Source organism: Streptomyces sp. NPDC025806, assembly GCF_055558275.1.
On the sequence record NZ_JBVHMU010000003.1, the window covers coordinates 484,034 to 506,433 of the forward strand.

A 22,400-nucleotide genomic window follows, 5' to 3' on the forward strand; every position below is an offset into this window, starting at 1 on the left:
ATCAGGACACCTCCGAACGGCGGGGCGTGCGGCGCACGGCACGGCGCCCGGGGACGTCGGGCGAGGGCGCCGGCGTGCTTCTGACGGGCACCGCCAACAGGGAGGCGGCGACGGCCAGATGCAGCAGATACGGCGAGGCGTCGCCCAGGCCCGCCTCGGTGTAGGAGGCGATCCCGCAGTAACTGATGAGGAAGATCGCGCAGGCCCGCTGCAGCGACGGCGGTCGCAGCAGCGCGACGCCGCCGAGCACGAGGATGATCGCCGCGACGAGGGTCACCCCGATCAGACCCTGCTCGTTGTAGACCGCCAGCCAGCTGTTGTCGATCGGCAGCCCGCCGAACGACTTGTCGCCGAGGCCCACGCCGAACACCTGCTGCGCGGTGGTCCGGGGCGCGGAGAGCAGCGCGTCCCAGACCTTGGCCCGGCCGGTCAGACTGGAGAAGTTCTCCTCCGTCTGGCCGCGCAGGAACCAGGACTGGAGCGCGGAGGCGAACGCGACGGCGGCGACCGTCGCGCACACCACGGCCCAGCCGAAGAACCGGCGGGCCGCCGCACTGGTCAGGAACAGGGAGCCGATCGCCAGGACGAGCCCGATGATCAGGCCGAGGGTCGCCGTCCGCGTGTGGGTCAGGGCGAGCAGCACGAGGGACGGCACGATGACGACCACCGCGCTCGCCCGGTCCGTCCTGCGGCCGATCACCAGCAGCACGGTCAGCCCGATGATCACCGCGGCGTACTGGCCGATCTGCGGCGGGGTGAGCGGCCACAGCGCACCGACGAGCCGCCCCCCGTACAGGTCGGGCAGGGCCGCCCCCGGCGAGACGACGAGGCCGGCCGCGACCGAGCCGAGGACGAAGAAGTACATCCGGATGTGGTGCCGGACGAACGTCAGGCCGCCGTCCCACCAGCGGCTCAGCAGCCACAGCGTGCTGACGAACAGCGCGAGACGCGCGCAGCGGAACAGCGCGCCGAAGCCCGACTCCAGGTTCACGCTCGCGAGGACGCTCGCCACGACCAGCAGCGAGAGCAGCAGCACGTAGGCGCTGGGCCGCACGCGCAGCCGCAGGTTGACCATGAGCGCCAGCGCGAACGCGCCCACCAGCGCGCCCATCGTGACGACCTGGATGACCGAGCGGGGCAGCGGGACGATCGTCTTCGCCCCGGCGGAGCCCAGCGTGTTGAGGACGAGCAGTCCCCACACGACCCCGACGGTGCGGGGCGTGCGGAGCGCCGCGGCGCCGTCCATCTCAGTCACCGTCCCGTCCGCGCAGCGTGCTGCCCGCGTCCTGCCGGTACGGCTCCGCCTGCCACTCCTTGAAGTCGAGCGTCCGGCTCGGGTCGTGGGCGACGAAGCTCCACGGGCCGCGGTAGTCGTTGTCGTGCCAGCGGTTGTGCTGCTTGCCGGTGATCGCCTCGGCCACCTTCTCGCCCTTGTACGGCGACCAGTCGGGATAGGTGCCGTAGTTGGCGAGGACCGCCATGCGCCCGCACTCCGCCTTGCACTTGACGACGTCCGGGTCGAGCACGAAGCGGTTGTCGTGGACGTCGACCCGCTGGGTCTTCCACCGGCAGTCGGAGTACAGCGGCTCCTTCGTGATCGCGGGCCGCGCACAGTGCGAGGTCTTCGGCACCAGCAGCGTGCAGTCGCCGGAGGAGGTGTTGGCCGGGCTGTTGCAGAACCGGTCGGCGTTCTCCCACAGGGTGATCCCCGACCAGTTGTCCTCCAGCACGTTCCCGTAGATCTCGATCTTGTCGGTGCGGGCCGGGACGCGGGGCTCGCCGCCCGACTCGGACAGATAGACCGTCGCGAACGGGAAACTGTCGCCCTCGTCGGCCCGCTCGCGGCCCTCGACCCAGTTGTTCCGCCGGATCGTGTTGTTGCGGACGACCGCGTTGTAGCTCGTCTCGTAGATCAGCGCGGCGCCGTCGTTCGCCTCGAGCACGTTGTCCTCGATGCGGAAGTCGTTGTTGTTCGTGTCCGCCCACAGGCCGGTGCCCCGGTTGTCGTGCACCCAGTTGCCCCGCACGTCGGCACCGTCCACGGCCCAGAACTTGATGCCGCCGGTGCAGCCGCAGCCCTCCCGCTTCTTCTCCCAGTCGCCCGTGTTGTTGCCGACGATCTCGTTGCCCTCGACGACCAGGCCCTTGATCCGGCCCTTCGACTTGTAGGCGTTCATGCCGTACTGGCCGTTGTCCCGCAGGCAGTTGGCGCGGACCTGCTGGCGGGCCCCGGCCATCAGCCCGGCGCCGGTGTTCCGCTGGATCGTGGAGTGCTCGATCACCCAGCCGTCGCCCGAGTCGTGGTTGACCACCCCCTCGTCCGGAGGCGCCACGAAGCCCTGCACGGTGAGGTGGCTGATCGTCACGTCGGCCGCCGTGCCGGCGAACGCGTACTGGTTCTTCTTCCCGCCGTCGAGCACCGCGCCCGGCGCCCCCACGAAGCGGTCCCCCTTCTTGGGGACGACCTGCGCGAACCGGTCCGGGTCCAGCCGGTGCACGCCGGGCCGCAGCCAGAACGTCGTGTTCGGCGGGCTCTTCTTCGTCTTCGCCGCCAGATCGCCGACCACCTTCGGGTCGACGGTGACCGCGCCCTCGGGAGCCTTCTCGGGCCCGTCCGCCGGGGCGGCGCACATCCGGGCCACGGTCGTGGCCGGCACGCCCGAGGTGGTGGGCGCGCCGCCCGGCTTCGCCGACGCGTCCGGCGAGCTCGTGCACCCGGCCGCGGCCGGCAGAACCAGCGCCAGCGCTGCCGCCGACGCCCAGTGCCTCCTCCTGATCGCCACGCGCCCCCCTAGCCGCGGAATCCGAGCACGGTGGTGAAACCCTCCGCGCCGTCGGTGGATCCGGTGCCGACGAGCGTCGTGGCGGGCTCCTTGCGCCCGAACCCGGCGGAGTACCAGCCGAGCGGCGGCGCGCTCTCGCCGCGGTGCGCCCGCCAGGACAGCCGCCCCGGCAGGTCGAGCACGGCGCGGCGGTCCTCGCCGTCGCGCGTCCAGGTGAGCACGGCGCGGTTCCCCTCCAGTACGGCGGTGATCGCGGGGCCGAGGTGGAACGCCAGGCGCACGTCCCGGCGCGGGCCGCCGCGCACCTCGTCGACGATCGTCAACTCCTGTGTCACCGCGTCCAGTTCGACCCGGCGCCGGTGCACGGTCCCCGCGTAGCCCTCGTGCTCGGCGGACCACGCGGACGCCGTCGCACGCAGGACGCGGCTCGTCGCGTGCCGGGTCCACAGGAACGGGCCGCCGGACCCCGACTGGTCCGCGCCGTCCAGCTCCAGCGTGTTGTGGCCGAGCGTCGAGCGGAAGTAGCTCCGCCACTCGGGCTGGCCGTGGTAGCAGTACGTGCCCGGGTCGGCGAGCACGTCGACGCCCTGGTGCCGGACCTCGACCGACAGCGCGTCCGCGTGCGCGTGCGCGGCGATGGACAGGAAGCCGTGCGGCCCCCCGTCGCACCGGCACCAGATCCCGTCCGGGCCGCGCAGCACGGTCAGGCCCGCGTCCGCGAAGTGGACCGGGCGGTGGTCGGGGCGGGACACGGCGGGGGCGGCGCCGGGCCGCAGGAGCGCGGTCAGCAGCGGCGTGCGCACATCGGTGCCGGTCACCTCAGGCCACCAGTCGAGCCGGCCGAACACGACGGCCCCGGTGGCGAGCAGCGAGCCCCAGCGGTCGGTGTCCGCGCCGTCGAGGACCAGACCGTGCCCGTCGTCCGCGTCGCCCTGGCGCGGGGGCCGCAGCCGCTCGTCCACGACGGCCGCGAGCGCGTCCGTCATCCGCAGCAGCACGAGCCGCGTCGTCGCGGGGACCGCGACGCCCGCCGCGTCCGCCTCGGCCACCGCCGCCAGAGCGAGTTCGAGGACCAGGCCGTGGTACTCGGTGGCCAGCTCCCGGTTGAGCCCCGAGCCGAACGTGTTGGCCCGCAGCTGCCGGTCGAGCAGCCGCAGTGCGTCGGTGCGCCACCGCGCCGAGGACGGGAACCAGTCGAAGGCGCAGGCCGCGGCGAACTGCCCGGCGGCCTCCGCGATCACATGGTTGTTCGCCGACGAGCCCCGGCTCGGGAACGCCGCGAGCCAGCGCTGGTGGTGCCAGATCTGGTCCCGCGCCACCGGGTTGTGCTCGAACAGCGCGGGCGCGCCCGCCCAGCCGTCGAGCAGCCGGCGCACCCACACCCACGACAGGAGCCGGATGCCCAGCTCGATGCCGCTGACCCAGTGCACCCCGCGCAGCGGCGCGTTGCCCGCCCACCACGACCGCAGGTGCTCCGCCACGCGCTCGGCGTACCGCTCGTCGCCCGTCAGCGCGTACGCGGCGGCCAGCACCGTCAGATGGTGGTGCCGGGACAGCTCCCAGATCTGCTTGATGTCACCGACCGCGTCCTCGTCCCGGTACGGCACGTCGAACGCGTAGCCCGAAGGAGCCCGGCGCCCCGTCTTCGGGTCGAACCGCCAGTCCGGGTCCGCCAGATCGTCGCGGACCACGCCGAAGAACCCGGCGTGCCCGTCCATCAGCCGGTCCGCCTCGGCGACGAGCCGCTTCACGGCGTCCGGCGCCACGTCGGCGAGCGCCCCGGCGGGCAGCACGGCGGTGAACCGGGCCCCGGTCACGGCCGGGGCCTCGGGCGGCGCCGACCGCCACCGCCGCCGGCGCACCGTGTCGCCGACCCGGCCCGCGACCTCCCGCGGGTCCATCCGGGACAGCCGCCGCAGGTACCAGCCCGCGCTCATCGTCATGGCTGCCTCGCCAGCGTCACCGGGGCGCCGGCGGCCAGGCCCGTGCGCACCGCGAGGGTGGCCGCCGTGGTGGCGACGAGCGACTCCAGCGGCACCGGCATCGGCCCGCCGGAGCGCACGGCCCGGACGAACGCGGCCAGTTCGGCCTCCTGCCCCTTGTCCCGCGCCTTCGGCAGCCGCGAACTGACCCACCGCTTACGTCCATAGACCGAGGCCCGGACGAAGTCGTCGAGGCGCAGCACCTTGCCGTCCGCGACCAGGTCCAGGGTCTCCTTGGGGAAGCCCGGGGCGCCCGTCGTGACGTAGCTGATCGTGGCGGTCGAGCCGTCCGGGTAGCGCAGCAGCACCTGGAGGTCCTCCTCGCCGGAGGAGGCCGTCGCGTACACGGACACCGGGTCGGCGCCGAGCAGCCAGCTCGCCGTGTCGACGAAGTGCCCGCCCTCGCCCGCGAACCGGGACCCCTCGGTTCCCTGGCGCAGATACCAACTGCCGTGGTCGAGGCGGCCCGCGTTCACCAGATAGCGCAGGCTCGCCGGGCCCGTCCGTTCCCCGAAGCGCTGCCGGGCCTCCTGGAGCAGCGGCGCGAACCGGCGGTTGAAGCCGACCTGGAGCCGGTCGTTGCCCGACTCCTCGACCGCCTTCAGCACATCGGCCAGCTCCTCCTCGGACAGGGCGAGGGGCTTCTCCACGAACACGGCCTTGCCCGCGAGCAGCGCCCTGCGGGTCAGCTCGGCGTGCGAGCTGTGCCGGGTGACGACGAACACGGCGTCGATGTCCTTGTCGCCGAGCACCGCGTCCAGGTCCGTCGTCGCCCGGTGGAAGCCGAACTTGTGCTGCGCGTTGGCCGCCGACAGCGCCGTCGTCGTGACGACCGTCGACAGCTCTACGCCGTCGCGGCCCGCCAGGTGCGGCAGCAGCATCGACGTCGCGTAGTTGCCCGCCCCGACGAACGCCACGCGGACGGGCGTCACGGCGGCCCGCACCGGACTGCGCTTCACGGTCACGGCGGGCACGCTCACCGCCGGGGCCTCGGCCTCCGCCGAGGGGGCCGGGTACTCGAACAGCACCGCGACGGCCTTCAGCTCGCCCTCCTTCAGGCTCCGGTACGTCTCGACCGCGTCGGAGAAGTCGGCGACGTGGGAGACGAGCGGCTCCACGTCGACGCGGCCGCGGGCCATGAGGTCGAGGAAGCACGCCAGGTTGCGGCGCTCGGTCCAGCGCACGTAGCCGATCGGGTAGTCCCGCCCCTCCAGCTCGTACTCGGGGTCGTAGCGCCCCGGCCCGTAGCTGCGCGAGAAGCGGACGTCGAGCTCCTTCTCGTAGTACGCGTTCCACGGCAGGTCGAGGCGGCACTTGCCGATGTCGACGACCCGGCCCCGGTCCCGGGCCAGGCGCGCGGCCAGCTCCACCGGCTGGTTGCTGCCGCCGCCGGCCGCCAGGTACACCTGGTCCACGCCGTGCCCGTCGGTGAGTTCGGCGACGGCCGCCGCCACGGCCGCCGACTCGGGATCGCCGCAGGCCGCCGCGCCGAGCCGCTCCGCCAGTTCGCAGCGCACCGGGTCCGGGTCGACGCCCACCACCCGTACCCCGGAGGCGGCGAGCAGCTGGACCACGAGCTGCCCGATCAGGCCCAGCCCGATCACCAGCGCCGTCTCCCCGAGCTGCGGCTCGCCCTGCCGCACGCCCTGGAGTGCGATCGAGCCGACCGTGCCGAACGCGGCGTGCCGCGGCGCGAGACCGTCCGGCACCCGGGAGTACAGGTTCTTCGGCACCCAGTTCAGCTCGGCGTGCAGCGCGTGCTCGTTGCCCGCGCAGGCCACCAGGTCACCGACCGCCACATCGTCGACCCCCGCGCCGACCTGCTCGACCACCCCGCACAGCGAATAGCCCAGCGGCGTGTAGGAGTCCAGCTTGCCCATCACCTTGCGGTACGTCGCGGGCACCCCGTTGGTGGCCACGCTCTGCATCACCTTGGCCACCTGGTCGGGTCGCGAGCGGGCCTTGCCCACCATCGACATGCCGGCCTCGGACACCTTCATGAGCTCCGTGCCCGTCGAGATCAGCGAGAAGGCGCTGCGGACCAGCACCCCGCCCGGCTTGCACCCCGGCACCGGCACGTCGAGCAGCGCCAGCTCGCCGCTCTTGTAGTTCTGCACAACCTGCTTCACTCGAAATCCCCTTGTTTCCATCCCAGTTGTCGAACAGCGCCCTGCGAGGTCCTGCTACGCGGCCATGGGTGTGTCCCGGCCCGCGCCGGTGGTCGCGCTCCGGTACCAGTGCTCCAGCGTCAGTACGTGCCACAGGTGCTTGGAGTGGTCCCGCTGCCCCGAGGCGTCCTCGGCGACCAGCCGCTGCAGCGCCTCGCGCCGCAGGAACCCGGAGCGCACCAGCTCCCCGTCGTGCACCACCTCGCGCACCAGCGGCGCCAGGTCCCGGCTCATCCAGGCCCGCAGCGGCGCGCTGAACAGGCCCTTGGGCCGGTACACGATCTCCCGAGGCAGGATCGAGGTCGCCGCCTCCTTGAGCACCGCCTTGCCCTGCCGGCCCACGATCTTGCGGTCGCCGGGCACCGCGAACGCCGCCTTCACGACCTCCACGTCCACGTACGGCACCCGCACCTCGGTCGACGCGGCCATGCTGGAGCGGTCCGTGTACGCCAGGTTCAGGCCCGGCAGGAACATCCGGGCGTCGCCCAGGCACATGCGGTTCACGAAGTCGTCGAGCTCGTTGTCCCGGTACACGTCCGCGTGCTCGGTCAGCACGTCCTCGACCGTCCCGGCCAGGTCCGGATCGACCAGGTCGAGCAGCTCGCCCCGGTCGTACATCGTGTAGCTGCGCCGGAACGCGGTCTCCTCCGGCAGCTCCGCGAAGGACAGGAACCGCTTCGCGAAGCGCACCGAGCGCAGACCCCGGCGGGACGTGGCGACCGGCAGCCGGTCCACGACCGCCGACACCCCGCGCCGCACCGGCCGCGGCACCCGCTGGTAGCGCAGCGCCAGCAGGTTCGCCAGATGCTTGCGGTACCCGGCGAACAGTTCGTCGGCCCCCATCCCGGACAGCATCACCTTGACCCCGGCCTCCCGGGCGGCGGAGCAGATCAGATACGTGTTGATCGCGGCGGGGTCACCGATCGGCTCGTCCAGGTGGTACGTCATCCGGGGCAGCAGGTCGAGCACGTCCGGGGCGATCTCGATCTCGTGCAGATCGACCCCGAACCGCGCGGCGACCTGCCGGGCGTAGCGCAGATCGTCCGGCATGGCCTCGAAGCGGGCGTCCTCGGCGCGGAACCCGATCGTGTAGGCGGAGATCCCGGGCTGATGCCGGGCCGCGAGCGCGGTCAGCCAGCTGGAGTCCAGGCCCCCGGACAGGAACGTCGCCACCGGCACGTCGGACAGCAGGTGGCGCCGCGTCGACTCCTCCACGATCGCGGCCAGGTCCGGGAGTTCACCGCTGCGGGCCCGCTCCTGGCCCTCGGCGGCGACCTCCTTGAGGTGCCAGTACCGGCCGCGCTCCGTGCGCCCGTCGGGCCGCACCCGCAGCCAGCTCCCCGGCGGCAGCTTCTCCGCCTCGCGGAACGCGCACCGCGAGTCCGGCACCCAGTAGTAGAGCAGCGAGGCGATGAGCGCCCCGGGGTCCACCTCCAGGGAGCCGCCGGTCGCCGCGGCGAGCGCCTTCAGCTCGGAGGCGAACACCAGGCCCTCGCCGCGCCGCAGCACGAACAGCGGCTTGATGCCCAACTGGTCGCGGGCCAGCACCAGTTCACCCGTGCGCTCGTCGAAGACACCGAACGCGAACATGCCGCGCAGCCGGGGCAGACAGTCCGTGCCCCAGCGCCGCCACGCCTCCAGGAGCACCTCGGTGTCGGAGGTGCCGCGGAACCGCACCCCGCCGGCCTCCAGCTCGGCCCGCAGCTGCGGCGCGTTGTACAGCTCGCCGTTGTACGTGAGCACGAGGCCGTCCGAGACCATGGGCTGGGCCCCGGTCTCCGACAGGTCGATGATCGACAGCCGGCGGTGCCCGAGATGCACCTCGCCGTCACCGGCCGGATGGCTGTACCGGCCCGAACCGTCCGGGCCGCGGTGGGCGAGCGTGTCGGTGAGCCGGTCGGTCACGAGCTTCCCGTCCGGCCACCGGTACGTCCCTGCGATGCCACACATGCCTAGCGCGCCTCCTGGTCGTTGTCCGGGACCCGTGCGGCCCACATGGGCGCGGCCCGCTCGGGCCGCCGCCGGCCGGCCCCGTTCTGCCGGGCCGTCCGCTCGCCGCGGCCGCGCAGCGCCGTGTGCAGCCCGTCCCACAGCGTGCCGTCGGTCCGGTCCTTCGGATCGGGGTCGACGAGCACCACACCCAGGACCGGTATCCGCTGGTCGGCGAGCTGCCGCGCCACGATGTGCAGCCAGGCGGCGCTGCCGTGCCCGGCCCGCACCACGAGCACGGTGTGGGTGCCCAGGTACTGGAGGTCGGTCCACGCCGTTCCGGGCGCCACGGAACCGACGCCGATGCGGCGCATCCCGTCCGGCACGTTCGCCGCCCGCTCGCCGCTCACCACGGTCGGCTCGCCCGGCTTCTGGCGCCGGCTCGCGAGCTGGAGCCCCGGCTGCCCGTCGACGATGACCACGGGCCCGTCCTGCGCCAGCCGGTCGGCGAGGTCCAGGGCGATGACGGCCGTGCCGCGCGCGCAGCCCAGTTCGAGCAGTGACACCGGCTCCGCCGCGTCCCGGGCCGCGCGGGCCAGGGCCGTGGTCAGCCGCTCGCGCGCCGCTCGGGTGCGACGGCGCTCCCACCGGCGGCCCGTGCGACGCGGCAGCTCCGCGATGACCGAGGCCCCCAGATGCGCCGCGACGTCCCGGCGCAGCACCGGCCGGTCCGCGACCACGGTGCCGACCGCGGCGAGGGCGAGGCCCAGGACGAGCCCGAGGACCAGACCGATCGCGGCGTTCGTCGCGACGGCCTTGGGCAGGGAGTGCCGCACGGCGCGCGGTGCGTCCACGATCTGCGTCCCGGCGACGAGCCGGGGCGTGCCCATGCGGGCCTCCTCGGCGCGCTGGTCGAAGTCGGCGATCCGCGAGTTGAGTTCGGCGCGGCGGGCGAAGAGCGACTCCAGGCTCGCCGACGCCTTCGGGTCGCTGTCCGGAGAGCGGTCGCCGATCGTCCGGTTGACCTCCTCCAGCTCGGTCCGCATGCGGTCCCGCTGGTCGGTCAGCGCCTTGGCCTCGGCCTGCGCGGTGTCCCGCATCCGCCGTACGTGGTCCGCGATGAACGCGTCGGCCAGCGCCCGGGCCCGGGCCACCGCCTGCGCGTCGGAACCGGCCTTCACGTCGATCTGCAGGACGTTGTTGGTCAGGCCGGTGCCCCGATAGTCCCGCAGGAAGTCCTCGGGCTTCTCGGTCGACCCGAGTGCTTTGAGGGCCGCGTTCGCGATCCGGGTGGTGCCCAGGACCTCCACGTCGGTGCGGATCAGCGTCCCGGTGTCGTTCGGCTGGTCCTCCGCGTGCGCGACCAGGACCTTCGTCGCGGCGCTCGGCGACGGCGGCAGCAGCACCGCCACCGCCGCACCGACCAGCAGCCCGAACAGGGCCAGGGAGGCCCACAGGCGGCGGCGCCTGCGCACCGACACCACGAGCCCCTGAAGGTCGAGGAGGACGGTGGTCTCGTGCGCCTCCGTCGTCGTGCTCGTCGTCACGCCGAACCTCCCGTCGCGTGGTGGCGAACCGTGAGCGCCACGGTGGCGTCGTCCGCGGGCCCGTGTCCGGCCGCCCGCGCCGGGCCGCCCCGGACCGCGCCGGCGACGACGACGCCGACGACCTCGTGCCCGCCGTCCGCGCAGGCCCCGCTGATCCCCGCGAGCTCCTCCGCCGTGCGGCTGCCCGGGCTGAGCACCACGACGGCCCCGGACTCCAGATCGGCGTCCGGCACCATCGGCCGGTCCACCGACACCTCGACCACCCGCAGCACGGGATCCCCCTTGACCTCGGCCGCGAGCTGCCCCGCGGCCCGGTGGGCGATCTCGTCGCCCTCCGGCACGACGAGCAGCAGCCGCCGCGCGGTGGGCAGTTGCTCCCGCAGCCGGGCGCACACCCGCCGGTAGCGGACCCGGCGCCCGGCCTCGTCGCCGGAGCGCTGCGGGGCCGGCAGGTCCCAGCGGACGTCCGTGCCGAGCAGCCGCCGCACCAGCGCCCGCGGGCCGCGCTCCCGGGGCTGCCGCGCGGGCCGCTCACCCGCCACGTCGACGGTGCCGAGCAGCACCGAGCCCAGCGCGGCGGTGATCTCCTCCTCGGTGCGCAGCCGCCGGTTCACCCGCGCCGAGGCGAGATGGCCGACGATCGCGAGCAGGAGGAACAGCAGCGCCCCGGCCGCCACGAGCTGCACCCGGGTCGGGGGCGCCTCGCTCGTCGGCCGGGCCGCGGGGCCCATGACGACCATGCCGGCCTTCTCGTTCGCCGGGTCGGCCTGGTCCAGCTTCGTCATGGCCTCTTCCAGCGAGGTGCGCAGCTTCTCCAGCGCCGTACGGGCCTGGACGCTCTCGACGGTCCGCCCGGGGTCGGCGGAGTTCGCCAGCTCCGTGATGCGGCGGTTCGTCTCGGCCACCTTCTGCCGCAGCGCCTCCGGCCCGTTCGCCGGCTGGGCGTCGGCGGCGCCGCCCGCGAGCCGCGCGGCGAACTTCACGAACTGCTGGGCCATCGCGTCGGCGAGCCGCTGCGCGTGGCGCGGGGTGTCGGAGGTGCCGGAGATCGTGATGATGTTGCCGTCGGCGGCCTCGGCGCTCACCCGCTTGCGCAGCTCCTCGCCGCTGACGTCGCTCCAGCCGAGCTCGTCGGCGGTGCGGTCGACGACCGCCGAACTCGTCGCGACGTCCACCTGGGTCAGCAGCTCCCGCTCCTCCCACTGCCCGGGCAGCAGGACGGACGCCGACGCCGTGTAGCGCGGCGGGAACACCACCGAGGTGCCGTAACCGACCAGCGCGCCCAGCACGGTGAGGACGGCGAGCAGCCGCCAGCGCCGCCGGAGGATCCGCCCGACGGTGGCCAGGCGCAGCGTGTCGTCGTTCAACGGCGTGGCCTCCGTCCGATGCGGGGCGCGCGGCGCTTGCGGCAGGCGGCGGCGTACGCGGCGAGCAGCGAGGCCTGCGAGTTGCTCCAGGCCAGCGGACCGCCGATCCGCTCCTGGCCGATCTTGCCCATGCGGGCCCGCTCGTCGGGGTCGTCGAGCAGCCGCTCGATCAGTCCGGCGAACGCGGACTCGTCGTCGCCGGACGCGTAGAGCGCGGCCTCACCGGCGGAGACCCGCGCCTCGCGCAGGTCGAACGACACGATCGGCCGGCCCATCGCCATGTACTCCAGGACCTTGTTCATCGTCGACACGTCGTTGAGCGGGTTGCAGGGGTCGGGGGAGAGGCACACGTCCGCGGTGGACAGGTACCGCACCAGGTTGGCGTCCGGGATCCGGCCGGTGAACTCCACCTGCCCGTCGAGCCCGAGCTCCCGGGACAGTTCGACCATCGCGTCGAAGGCGTCGCCGGACCCGACGAACACCGCGTGCCAGTCGGTCCGCTGCCGCTCGTCCCGCAGCTTCGCGAGCGCCCGCAGCGCGTAGTCGACCCCGTCCTGAGGGCCCATCACGCCCAGGTAGCACAGCAGATGGGGCTTGCCGCGCTTCAGCTCCGGCTCGGGCGGCACCGGCTGGAAGCGGTCGGTCTGCGGCGCGCTGCGCACCACGAACACGTCCTCGGGCCGCTGTCCGCCGCGGCGCACCGCGACGTCCCGGTACGACTCGTTCGTGGCGAGCACGATGTCCGCGGCCCGGTAGGTCAGCCGCTCCAGGCCGAGCACGGCGCGGTACAGCAGGTCCTCGCCGCGGCCGAAGCGGGAGAGGTACAGCTCGGGCACCAGGTCGTGCTGGTCGAAGACGAACCGGGCGCCGCGCCGCTTGAGCATCAGAGCGGGCAGGAACAGCAGGTCCGGCGGGTTGCAGGCGTGCACGACGTGCACCGGGCCGACCTTGCGGGCCAGCCGCGCGGTGTGCCACAGCGCCGAGCCGTACTCGCGCAGATAGCCGGACGGCCCGCCGGTGGCCGCGCGCAGCGGATAGCGGTGGATCCGGATCCCGTCGATCACCGCCTCCGGCTCGGTGTCGCGCTTGCTGCCCTGCGGGCAGATCACGTCCACCGTCCAGCCCGCGTCGCGCAGCGTCGTGCACTCCTGCCACACCCGCCGGTCGAACGGCACCGAGAGGTTCTCCACGAGGATCAGCGCGCGCCGGCCGTGGCCGCCGCGGGCGGCCGTTCCCTCGTTCGACATGTCACCAGGCAAGGCCCATGTACCCCGGTTCGGCCCGGCGCGCCTCGGCGTCGGGGAGGCGGACGAGATCGACGATCGCCGGACCGCCGCCGTGCGGCAGCGCGGCGAGGACGGCGGGGTCGCGGGTGCCCACGAGGCACACCTCGGCGTGGTCGAGGACCTCGTCGACGGAGTCGGCGAGGAGCTGCGCGAGATGCGGGAGCCGGTTCTCGATGTACTCGCGGTTGGCGCCGATCAGCCGGGACAGGCTCACGTTGGCGTCGTAGATCTTCAGCTCGTAGCCCTTGCCGAACAGGCGCTCGGCCAGCTCGACGAGGGGGCTCTCGCGCAGGTCGTCGGTGCCGGGCTTGAAGGACAGCCCGAACAGGCCCACCTTGCGCTTGCCGGTGCGCTCGACCAGCTCCACCGCCCGTTGCAGATGCGCGGAGTTGGAGGTCAGCACGTGCGCGAGGATGGGGACGGAGACGTCGGCCCGCTGCGCCGCGTGGACCAGGCTGCGCAGGTCCTTGGGCAGGCAGGAGCCGCCGAAGGCGAAGCCGGGCCGCAGATAGGCGGGGCTGATGTTCAGCTTGCGGTCGGCCAGGAACACGTCCATGACCTGGTGCGAGTCGACGCCGAGCGCCTGGCACACCGCGCCCAGCTCGTTGGCGAAGCCGATCTTGAGGCCGTGGAAGGAGTTGTCCGCGTACTTGATCGCCTCGGCGACGGGGATCTGGACGCGGAACACGTCGCCGGGCAGGCCCTTGTAGAGCTCCGCGACCGCGTCGCCGCTCGCCGGGTCGAGTTCGCCGATGACCGTCTTGGGCGGGTCGAAGAAGTCCCGCACGCTGGTGCCCTCGCGCAGGAACTCGGGGTTGACCGCGACCCCGAAGTCCACGCCGGCGGTGCCGCCGACGTTCTTCTCCAGGATCGGGACGAGCAGGTCGAGGCAGGTGCCGGGGAGCATCGTGCTGCGGAACACGACGGTCTGCCGGCCGCCGCGCTCGGCGAGCGCGGCGCCGATCTCCTCGGTGACCCGCTCCAGATAGGTGGTGCACAGACTGCCGTTGGGCTCCGAGGGCGTGCCGACGCAGATCAGCGATATCTCGCTGTCGCGGATCGCCTCGCGGACGTCGCGGGTGGCGCGCAGGGCGCCGGTCCGTACGACCTCGGCGGTGAGCTCGCCGATGCGTTCCTCGACGACCGGGGCCCGGCCGGCGTTGACCAGGTCGACCTTCGTCTGGTTGACGTCGACCCCGATGACCTCGTGTCCCATGCTGGCCAGGCACGCGGCCGACACGCAGCCCACGTAGCCGAGCCCGAACACACTGACTCTCATGACGCGTCCTTCCCCCCAAGCAGGCCCTCACGGCCTGCGGTCCGTGCGCCGGTCGGACGGCGCCGCCGCCTCTCGCGCATCAGTAGGCCCCCTGGCCCTGGAGCACCGCCCGCAGCGTCTTCCACAAGATCACTGTGTCGAGGGCGAGCGACCAGTCCTCCACGTACCGCAGGTCGAGACGCACGGCCTCCTCCCACGGGAGGTCACTGCGTCCGCTGATCTGCCACAGGCCGGTGAGCCCGGGCTTGACCAGCAGCCGCCGCCGGATGTCCGGTCCGTACGCCGCGGACTCCTCCGGCAGGGGAGGCCGCGGTCCGACGAGCGACATCGATCCGGTGAGCACGTTGAACAGCTGCGGGAGCTCGTCGATCGAGTACCGGCGCAGCACGGTGCCCACCCGCGTCACCCGCGGATCCCGGTGCATCTTGAACAGCAGTCCCGCGCCCTCGTTCAGGCCGGCGAGATCCGCCCGGGCCCGGTGCGCCCCGGCGACCATGGTGCGGAACTTGAGGATGGTGAACTCGCGGCCGTCCTTGCCGACCCGGCGCTGGCGGTAGAAGGCCCCGCCCCGGCTGTCGACCAGGACCAGCAGCGCGACCAGCACCATCAGCGGTGCGAACAGCAGCAGCAGGAGCGCGGCGCCCAGCCGGTCGACGACCTCCTTGACCGCCCGCCGGCCGCCGGTGAACGTCGGCATGCTGACCCGCAGCAGGGGGATGCCGAGGACCGCGTCGACGTGCAGCCGCGGTCCCGCCACCTCCATCAGCACAGGGGCCACGACCATCTCGGTGTCGCTGCCCTCCAGGTTCCACGCCAGGCGCTGCAGCCGGTCCGGTGACCAGTGCGGGTCCGGGGTGACGGCGACGACCCGGTAGCCGCCGCGGCACACGTGCCCGGCGACGTCCGAGAGCCGGCCGACGACCGGTACGCCGTCCACCAGGTGCCCGTCGAGCCCGAGCCCGTCCGTCGTGCACACGGCCGCCACCTGCCAGCCGATGTGCGGGAACTTACGGGTGCGGTTGATCAGGTCGCGCACGGTGGCGAGGCTTCCGGCGGCGAGCACCGGGCGCAGGCATCTGCCCTCCTTGCGCTGCTTGTGCAGCCACAGGCGCAGCAGGTACCGCTCGGTCATGGTGACCAGCGCCGTCGCCGGGATCGCGACGAAGATCCAGAGTTTGATGTTCCTCGAGGTCAGCGCGATGCCGCCGAGGGCCAGGACGACGGTCGCCGTGAACAGCGAGCGCCCGAGCCTGCGGAACTCCTCGGCGCCCTGGCCGAGCACCGCCGGGGCCCAGGCCCGGCTCACCGTGAACGCGCCCAGGACGAGGAGCCAGGTGCCGAAGGCGAGGATGCCCCACTTCTCGTGCCAGTTGGCCGCGTCCCGGGCCCCGAAGAAGTTGCCTATCGACGCCACCACCACGGCCGTGGCCACGGTGTCGCCGGTTATCACGGTGCGGCGGTAGCGCTGCTCCCAGTCGTTCGTCGTCCGGCCGAACGCGTCGTGCGTCAGCGCGTCCCGCGCTGACGGCAAGGCGCTGCCGACAGTTCCCCCCTGCCACACAGAACCCCCCAGGTTCCCAGTGGTTGTGAAGTGTGCGACTAGCTCTGTACGCCCCCCGGGAGGCCCCCGCCTCCCGCATGTGACATCCCGGCTATTTCAGCGCTGCGGACAGCGCTCGGACCTATAGATCATCACTTGTCGCTTCATGTCCGAAGTGCAGAAGCAGGGTCAATCTAGACCATCGGGACGGGCTTGGTGGGGTGATGTGTGGAAAATGTGGAGAAGCTTTGAGACGGAAAATGACGCCTGTTGACCCCCGTGGCGGAACCCCGCGAAACGGGTCTCCGTCGGGGGTCCGCCGGTGATGCGTCCCGGGTATCGCAGGATTCCAAAATGGTGTTGGACCTGCATCGCGGCAAGCTCCTAACGTTCCCGCCAGCAAGGAAAGGCATGCCGGCCGCACTCCTTCTGAAAGGCGCCGCCTCGTGAACGCACCCGCCCCGCACTCCGGAACGCCCGTCGTCGCCTCGATGCGGGTCGTCCCGGTCGCCGGCCAGGACAGCATGCTGCTGAACCTCAGCGGCGCCCACGCCCCGTACTTCACCCGGAACCTGGTGATCCTCACCGACTCCGACGGTCGTACGGGCGTCGGCGAGGTCCCCGGCGGCGAGGCCATCCGCGGCACCCTCGACGAGGCGCGCGACCTGGTCGTGGGCCGGCCCGTCGGCGACCCGCAGGCGGTGCTCCGGGCGATGCGCGAGCGGTTCGGCGACCGCGACGCGGGCGGCCGCGGCGCGCAGACCTTCGACCTGCGCGTCACCGTCCACGCGGTCACCGCCGTCGAGGCGGCCCTGCTCGACCTGCTCGGCCAGTACCTGGAGGTGCCGGTCGCCGCCCTGCTCGGCGAGGGGGTGCAGCGCACCAGCGTCCCCGTCCTCGGCTACCTCTTCTACGTGGGCGACCGCCGCCGCACCGACCTCCCGTACCGCGACGAGTCGACGGCGAAGGACGACTGGGAGCGACTGCGCAGCGAGGAGGCGCTCACCCCCGAGGCCGTCGTCGCGCTCGCCGAGGCGGCTCAACTGCGGTACGGGTTCCAGGACTTCAAGCTCAAGGGTGGAGTCCTCGACGGATGGGCCGAGGCCGAGGCGGTCACCGCGCTCGCCGAGCGCTTCCCCGACGCGCGGATCACCCTCGACCCCAACGGCGGCTGGCCGCTCGACGAGGCCGTCGCCATCGGCCGCTCCCTGCGCGACGTCCTCGCGTACGCCGAGGATCCGTGCGGCGCGGAGGGCGGTTACAGCGGACGCGAGGTGATGGCCGAATTCCGCCGGGCGACCGGTCTGCGGACCGCCACGAACATGATCGCCACGGACTGGCGCCAGTTGGGCCACGCCGTGAAGGCCGACGCCGTCGACATCCCGCTCGCCGACCCGCACTTCTGGACCATGAACGGCTCGGTGCGCGTCGCCCAGCTGTGCGAGGCCTGGGGTCTGACATGGGGTTCGCACTCCAACAACCACTTCGACGTGTCCCTCGCGATGTTCACGCAGGTCGCCGCCGCCGCGCCCGGCGACATCACCGCCATCGACACCCACTGGATCTGGCAGGACGGCCAGCGCCTCACGCGCGAGCCGCTGCCGATCGAGGACGGCGCCATCGCCCTGCCCGAACGCCCCGGTCTGGGCGTCGAGTTGGACCTCGACCAGGTCGAGGCCGCCCATCAGCTCCATCGGTCCCTGGGGCTGGGCGGCCGGGACGACGCCGCCGGCATGCGGTACCTGATCCCCGGCTGGACCTTCGACGCCAAGCGCCCCGCCCTCGTGCGCTGACGCCCCCTCAGCCGCCCCTCGCGGCGCGGCCCCCGCCTCGGGCCGCCGCGCCGCGGCACAGCCCTGCCCGGAAACGGCCGAGCCGACCTGCCGTAGGAGAACCGAACATGCCCCTGCTCGTCGTGGCGCTCAGTGTTGTGGCGTTGCTGTTCCTGATGACCAAGGTGAGGCTCAACGGCTTCATCGCCCTGCTGCTCGTCGCCACGGTCGTCGCGGTGGTCCAGGGCATCGGACTCACCGAGATATCCGACGTCCTGGAGACCGGCATCGGGGACCAGCTCTCCGGCACCCTCCCCGTGATCGGACTCGGCGCGATGGTCGGGCGGGTGATGGGCGACGCCGGCGCCGCCCAGCGCATCGCCACCAAGCTGACCCAGGCGTTCGGCGACCGGTGGGTGCAGGTGGCCATGGTGGTCACCGCGATGCTCATCGGCGTCACCATGTTCTACGAGGTCGCCTTCGTCATCATCGTCCCCGTCGCCTTCACCCTGGTCCGCGTCACCCGGCAGAACCTGCTGTGGATCGGCCTGCCGATGTCCATCGCGCTCTCCACGATGCACAGCTTCCTGCCGCCGCACCCCGGACCCACCGCCGTCGCCGAGATGTTCGACGCCTCCGTCGGCAAGACGCTCTTCGTCGGCCTCTTCATCGCCGTCCCGGCCGGCGCCCTGATCGCGCTCGTGTGGCCCCGGCTGCCGTTCGTCCGCCGGATGAACCCGTCGATCCCCACCGGGCTCGTCACCGAGCGCGTCTTCGAGGAGGACGAACTGCCGGGCACGCTCTGGTCCCTCACCGTGGCGCTGCTCCCCGTCGTCCTCATCGCCGGCGCGGCCGTCGCCGAGATGTCCCTCGACGACCACGCCCCGGGCATGGGCGTGATCACGTTCGCCGGTTCCCCCGAGTTCGCGCTGCTGCTGACCCTGCTGCTCGCCATGTACGTCTTCGGCCCCCGCGCCGGCCGCTCCCTGAAGGACCTCGCCACGTCCTGCGCCGACGCCGCCAGGTCGATGGCCATGATCATGCTGGTCATCGCGGCCGGCGGTGCCTACAAGAACGTCCTCGTCGAAGGCGGCATCTCCGACTACATCAAGGACACCACCGCCCACTGGTCCGTCTCCCCGCTCCTCCTGGCCTGGCTGATCGCCGTGATCCTGCGCATCGCCCTCGGCTCCGCCACGGTCGCCGTCTCCACCGCCGCCGGCATCGTGGCCCCCATGGTCGCCGGCAGCGGCACGTCCCCCGAACTGATGGTCCTGGCCGTCTCCTGCGGCTCGATCGCCTTCTCCCACGTCAACGACCCCGGCTTCTGGATGTTCAAGGAGTACTTCAACCTCTCGGTCCCGGACGCCCTCAAGGCCCGCACCACGTACACGACGGTGCTGGCGCTGCTGGGGCTGGGCGGGGTGCTGGCGCTGAACGCGGTGATGTGACCGCCGCGCTCCGCCGGAATATGTGAAAATCCTGCCAGTTCACTGTGGAGAGGGTGTGCAGGCGGTCGCACCCGGGGGAGGGGAGCCCGTATGGCCCTGCTGTCGTCGCGTCCGAAGTGGCCCACGCTTCCCGAGTACTTCCACGACTGGGCGCTGGTGGACGTGGAGACGTCAGGGCTCAGGCCCGGCCGGGACCGTGTGCTGTCCCTGGCGATCCTCACCCTCGACGCGCACGGCAACCGGACGGGCGAGTTCTCCACCCTGCTCGATCCGGGCTGCGACCCGGGCCCGGTGCACGTCCACGGTCTGACCTCCGCCCGGCTCGCGGGCGCGCCCACCTTCGAGGACATCGCGCCCGAGGTGGGCGCGCTGCTGGGCGGTCGCGTCCTCGTCGCGCACAACGCGCAGTTCGACTACGACTTCCTGGCGCACGAGTTCGCCCGCGTCCGGTCCTGGGTGCCGGTCGGCCGAAGGCTGTGCACACTGGCGCTCAACCGCCTCGTAGGGCCCCCGACGTCCGACCTCAAGCTCGGCACGCTCGCCGAGCACTACGGGGTGCGGCAACTGAAGGCGCACGACGCACAGGACGACGTACGGGTGCTCTCCGGCATTCTGCGCGGTTCGCTGGCCGCCGCCGAGCAACTGGGCCTGTCGCTCCCCCTGTTGGAGTGCCCGCCCCGCCAGGACTACAAGCCGTACGTCCCCAAGACGCCCTGTCCGTACCGGAACCCGGGCCGGCTGACGCCCGGCGGGCCACTCGTACAGGGCATGAAGGTCGCCATCACGGGGGAGACAGGGCTGTCCCGCGAGGAACTCGTCGCCCGCTCCGTCGCGGCCGGGCTGAACGTGATGACCTCCGTCAGCGGCCAGACCGGCGTCGTCGTCACGAACGACCCGGGAGCCGGGTCCACCAAGCTGAAGCGAGCGGCGACCGAAAGAGTGCCGCTGGTGGACGAGGCGGCCTATCTGCGCCTGCTGGAGAGGGTGCGGCCGGGGCAGACCAAGGGAACGGCGCGCCAGCGCCCCACTGAACGGCCGCCTGCGACGGAACCCACCGTTGCGCCTGAGCCTTCGCCGGAGGTCCCGGCACAGCGGACCGCCGCACCGAGCCGACCCGACGCCCCCACGGGCCGGCCGCTCACCGGGCGCAGGGTCCTGGTCCTCGGCGGCACCCACGACGAGGCTGCCGAGGCGCGTGTGCTCGCTGTCGCTCTGGGGGCCTCGGCGGCGGTCAATCTCTCCGCGAGCGTGACCGACATCGTCGTTCTGCCCGGCGGCGAGGCGGACAGACGGATGCGACGCGTCACCGCACTCGGTCTGCCCGTCCACGACACCGCCTGGCTCCTCGCCCCCACCCCCGCAGCGGAACCCGCGCCGGACACGTCCGCCGTCCTGGTCCGAGGCGCTGTGATCGATCTGACCGACACCGGCACGCCGTGGACGGTATCGGCGTCGTGGCGTCAGCAGACCGCCTCGGACGTGGACGTCGTGGCCTTCGCGGTCGACGCGCGGGAACAGGTGGCAGGGGACGAGGACTTCGTCTTCTACGGTGCGCCCGAACACCCCGACGGCACCGTCCGCCTGGCCACGGACGGCCCGACGGAACAGTCCGTCACCGCCGACCTGGACGGCCTGCCCCTGGAGGTCCGGAGAATCGTCATCGCCGCCGCCATCGACGGCGCGGCGACCTTCTCCGACGTCGGCGCGATCGAGATCACCGCCACGCGCGGCATCGGCGCGGCCCCGACGGCCCGCGCCACGCTGGACGCCGCGACCAGCGAGCGCACCATGATCCTCGCGGAGCTGTACCGCAGAGGAGAAGCCTGGCGTCTGCGCGCCGTCGGCCAGGGCTACGACCACGGCCTGGCCGACCTGGCGCGGGGCTACGGAGTCGATGTCGCCGCATGACAGCGAGCGGCGCGGCGGCCCCGGCTCACAGGTGGCCCCTGTTGAGGGTGCGGAGTCGCGCGAAGCGATCCGCGAGGTCGGTGAGGGCCGAATGCCGTTCGAGTCCGGAGAACCGGCTGGTCTCCGGCGACGTCGCCGCCCGGACCACGCCCCTTCCGGTGAGGGGCGCGGCCGTCACAACCACCCCCGCCGCTTGAAGATCACGTACAGGCTGACGCAGACCACGCCCATCAGGCCGATCGCGAAGGGGTAGCCGAAGGTCCAGCCGAGCTCCGGCATGTTGTCGAAGTTCATGCCATAAATGGTTCCCACGAGTGTGGGCGCAAAGAGAATCGCCGCCCACGCCGAGATCTTCTTGATCTCCTCGTTCTGCTCGAAGCCGGCCTCCGCCATCGCCTTCATCTCCGCGTTCTGCTGCTGCGTGACGAGCGTCGCGTTCACCGTCAGGATGTCGGCCAGGGCCTGGCGGAAGCCGTCGACGCGTTCGCTGGTGTGGGTGACGTGGTCGGCGACGTCGCGCAGGTAGCGCTGGAGTTCCTCGTCCGTGCCGTACTTCGCGAAGCCCGCCATCAGGCCGTGCAGCATGCCGACCAGGGGGCGCGTCGCGCGCTGGAACTCGACCATCTCGCGGGAGAGTTCGTAGATGCGGCGGGACACCTCGGGGGCGCCGGAGAAGACCTCGGTCTCGATCTCGTCGATGTCGTTCTGGACGCCGTCGACGACCGGCGCGTAGCCGTCGACGACGGCGTCCAGGATCGCGTACAGGACCGCCTCCGGGCCGAGCCGCAACAGGTCGGGGCTGGCCTCCATGCGGCGGCGGACGGAGGAGAGGTCGGGGGCCGCGGCGTGCCGGACCGTGATGAGGAAGTCGGGGCCGACGAAGACGTGCAGCTCGCCGAAGTCCACCTCCTCCGGCGCGTCGAGATAGCGGGCGGCCCGCAGGACGACGAACAGGGTCTCGCCGTAGCGCTCCAGCTTGGGGCGCTGGTGTGCTTCGAGGGCGTCCTCGACGGCGAGCTCGTGCAGGTCGAACTCGGCGGCCAGCGACTTCAGTTCGGCCTCGGTCGGGCGGGCCAGGCCGATCCACGCCATCGTGTGCGGGCGCTCGCGCAGCTGGCGGTACGTGTCCGTCAGGGACTCGGGGCTCGCCACCCGGACCCCGTCGCGGTACAGCGCCGCGTGCACGACGCTGTCCGCCGGTTCGCGCGGCGGCGCCGGGGCGTCGGCGGGCGCGGGTGCCGGTCGCGCCGACGGTTCCGGCGCCGGGCCTCGGCGCCAGGAGTACCGGCGCGCCCCGCCGCCGCCCTCGCCCGTCCGCCCCTGCCGCCGCACCATGCCCGCTCCTTCCGCCGCCGTCCGGTCCCTGGGCAGCGTAACCAGCGAAAGTG

General features: G+C 72.7%; 14 protein-coding genes. 3 read left to right on the forward strand and 11 right to left on the reverse strand.

From position 1 onward, the window contains the following. Nucleotide 1: 1 nt before the first annotated feature. From ACZ4E1_RS09205 to ACZ4E1_RS09250, 10 genes are all read right to left on the reverse strand, one after another. Complete coding sequence (locus ACZ4E1_RS09205) at nucleotides 2-1,246, reverse strand: O-antigen ligase domain-containing protein (RefSeq protein WP_467537611.1); 1,245 nt, start codon at nucleotides 1,244-1,246, stop codon at nucleotides 2-4. A 1-nt stretch (nucleotide 1,247) separates the two neighbouring features. After that, nucleotides 1,248-2,783: a right-handed parallel beta-helix repeat-containing protein gene (locus ACZ4E1_RS09210; RefSeq protein ID WP_467537320.1), complete on the reverse strand. Its 1,536-nt coding sequence runs from the start codon at nucleotides 2,781-2,783 to the stop codon at nucleotides 1,248-1,250. A gap of 8 nt (nucleotides 2,784-2,791) precedes the next feature. Next, nucleotides 2,792-4,726, reverse strand: coding sequence for an alginate lyase family protein (locus ACZ4E1_RS09215; RefSeq protein WP_467537322.1), 1,935 nt, complete (start codon nucleotides 4,724-4,726; stop codon nucleotides 2,792-2,794). Then, entirely contained in the window at nucleotides 4,723-6,894 is a 2,172-nt protein-coding gene (locus ACZ4E1_RS09220) for a bi-domain-containing oxidoreductase (RefSeq protein ID WP_467537324.1), read from the reverse strand. The genes ACZ4E1_RS09215 and ACZ4E1_RS09220 overlap by 4 nt, the downstream gene beginning before the upstream one ends. A gap of 54 nt (nucleotides 6,895-6,948) precedes the next feature. Beyond that, nucleotides 6,949-8,883, reverse strand: a complete 1,935-nt coding sequence (gene asnB / locus ACZ4E1_RS09225) for an asparagine synthase (glutamine-hydrolyzing) (protein WP_467537326.1) — start codon at nucleotides 8,881-8,883, stop codon at nucleotides 6,949-6,951. Between the two features lie 2 nt (nucleotides 8,884-8,885). Then, nucleotides 8,886-10,409, reverse strand: a complete 1,524-nt coding sequence (locus tag ACZ4E1_RS09230; RefSeq protein ID WP_467537328.1) for a Wzz/FepE/Etk N-terminal domain-containing protein — start codon at nucleotides 10,407-10,409, stop codon at nucleotides 8,886-8,888. Further along, nucleotides 10,406-11,776 (reverse strand): Wzz/FepE/Etk N-terminal domain-containing protein, encoded by a 1,371-nt coding sequence (locus ACZ4E1_RS09235; RefSeq protein ID WP_467537330.1) that lies wholly within the window; start codon nucleotides 11,774-11,776, stop codon nucleotides 10,406-10,408. Before ACZ4E1_RS09235 ends, ACZ4E1_RS09230 begins: the two co-directional genes overlap by 4 nt. Then, a complete protein-coding gene (locus ACZ4E1_RS09240) occupies nucleotides 11,773-13,023 on the reverse strand; it encodes a glycosyltransferase family 4 protein (protein WP_467537331.1) in 1,251 nt (416 codons plus the stop codon). The genes ACZ4E1_RS09235 and ACZ4E1_RS09240 overlap by 4 nt, the downstream gene beginning before the upstream one ends. A gap of 1 nt (nucleotide 13,024) precedes the next feature. Then, nucleotides 13,025-14,341: a nucleotide sugar dehydrogenase gene (locus ACZ4E1_RS09245; protein ID WP_467537334.1), complete on the reverse strand. Its 1,317-nt coding sequence runs from the start codon at nucleotides 14,339-14,341 to the stop codon at nucleotides 13,025-13,027. Nucleotides 14,342-14,420: 79 nt separating this feature from the next. Continuing rightward, entirely contained in the window at nucleotides 14,421-15,902 is a 1,482-nt protein-coding gene (locus tag ACZ4E1_RS09250; protein ID WP_467537335.1) for a sugar transferase, read from the reverse strand. Nucleotides 15,903-16,327: 425 nt separating this feature from the next. Between ACZ4E1_RS09250 and gudD the strand changes: the two genes are divergently transcribed. The 3 genes from gudD (at nucleotide 16,328) to ACZ4E1_RS09265 (ending at nucleotide 21,012) form a co-directional block, all read left to right on the forward strand. After that, nucleotides 16,328-17,674 carry a glucarate dehydratase gene (gudD, locus tag ACZ4E1_RS09255; protein WP_467537337.1) on the forward strand — a complete coding sequence of 449 codons (1,347 nt, stop codon included), beginning with the start codon at nucleotides 16,328-16,330 and terminating at the stop codon, nucleotides 17,672-17,674. Nucleotides 17,675-17,781: 107 nt separating this feature from the next. Continuing rightward, a complete protein-coding gene (locus tag ACZ4E1_RS09260; RefSeq protein ID WP_467537339.1) occupies nucleotides 17,782-19,104 on the forward strand; it encodes a GntT/GntP/DsdX family permease in 1,323 nt (440 codons plus the stop codon). Nucleotides 19,105-19,194: 90 nt separating this feature from the next. Beyond that, complete coding sequence (locus ACZ4E1_RS09265) at nucleotides 19,195-21,012, forward strand: TerD family protein (protein WP_467537341.1); 1,818 nt, start codon at nucleotides 19,195-19,197, stop codon at nucleotides 21,010-21,012. Nucleotides 21,013-21,186: 174 nt separating this feature from the next. Here the strand turns inward: ACZ4E1_RS09265 and ACZ4E1_RS09270 are convergent, their stop codons facing one another. Further along, nucleotides 21,187-22,347, reverse strand: coding sequence for a magnesium and cobalt transport protein CorA (locus ACZ4E1_RS09270; protein WP_467537343.1), 1,161 nt, complete (start codon nucleotides 22,345-22,347; stop codon nucleotides 21,187-21,189). Nucleotides 22,348-22,400 lie beyond the last annotated feature (53 nt).

Coding starts and splice junctions, on each gene's coding strand:
- ACZ4E1_RS09205 (WP_467537611.1), bottom strand. CDS start 1,246: ATGGACGGCGCCGCGGCGCTCCGCACGCCCCGCACCGTCGGGGTCGTG.
- ACZ4E1_RS09215 (WP_467537322.1), bottom strand. CDS start 4,726: ATGACGATGAGCGCGGGCTGGTACCTGCGGCGGCTGTCCCGGATGGAC.
- asnB (WP_467537326.1), bottom strand. CDS start 8,883: ATGTGTGGCATCGCAGGGACGTACCGGTGGCCGGACGGGAAGCTCGTG.
- ACZ4E1_RS09240 (WP_467537331.1), bottom strand. CDS start 13,023: ATGTCGAACGAGGGAACGGCCGCCCGCGGCGGCCACGGCCGGCGCGCG.
- ACZ4E1_RS09245 (WP_467537334.1), bottom strand. CDS start 14,341: ATGAGAGTCAGTGTGTTCGGGCTCGGCTACGTGGGCTGCGTGTCGGCC.
- ACZ4E1_RS09260 (WP_467537339.1), top strand. CDS start 17,782: ATGCCCCTGCTCGTCGTGGCGCTCAGTGTTGTGGCGTTGCTGTTCCTG.
- ACZ4E1_RS09265 (WP_467537341.1), top strand. CDS start 19,195: ATGGCCCTGCTGTCGTCGCGTCCGAAGTGGCCCACGCTTCCCGAGTAC.
- ACZ4E1_RS09270 (WP_467537343.1), bottom strand. CDS start 22,347: ATGGTGCGGCGGCAGGGGCGGACGGGCGAGGGCGGCGGCGGGGCGCGC.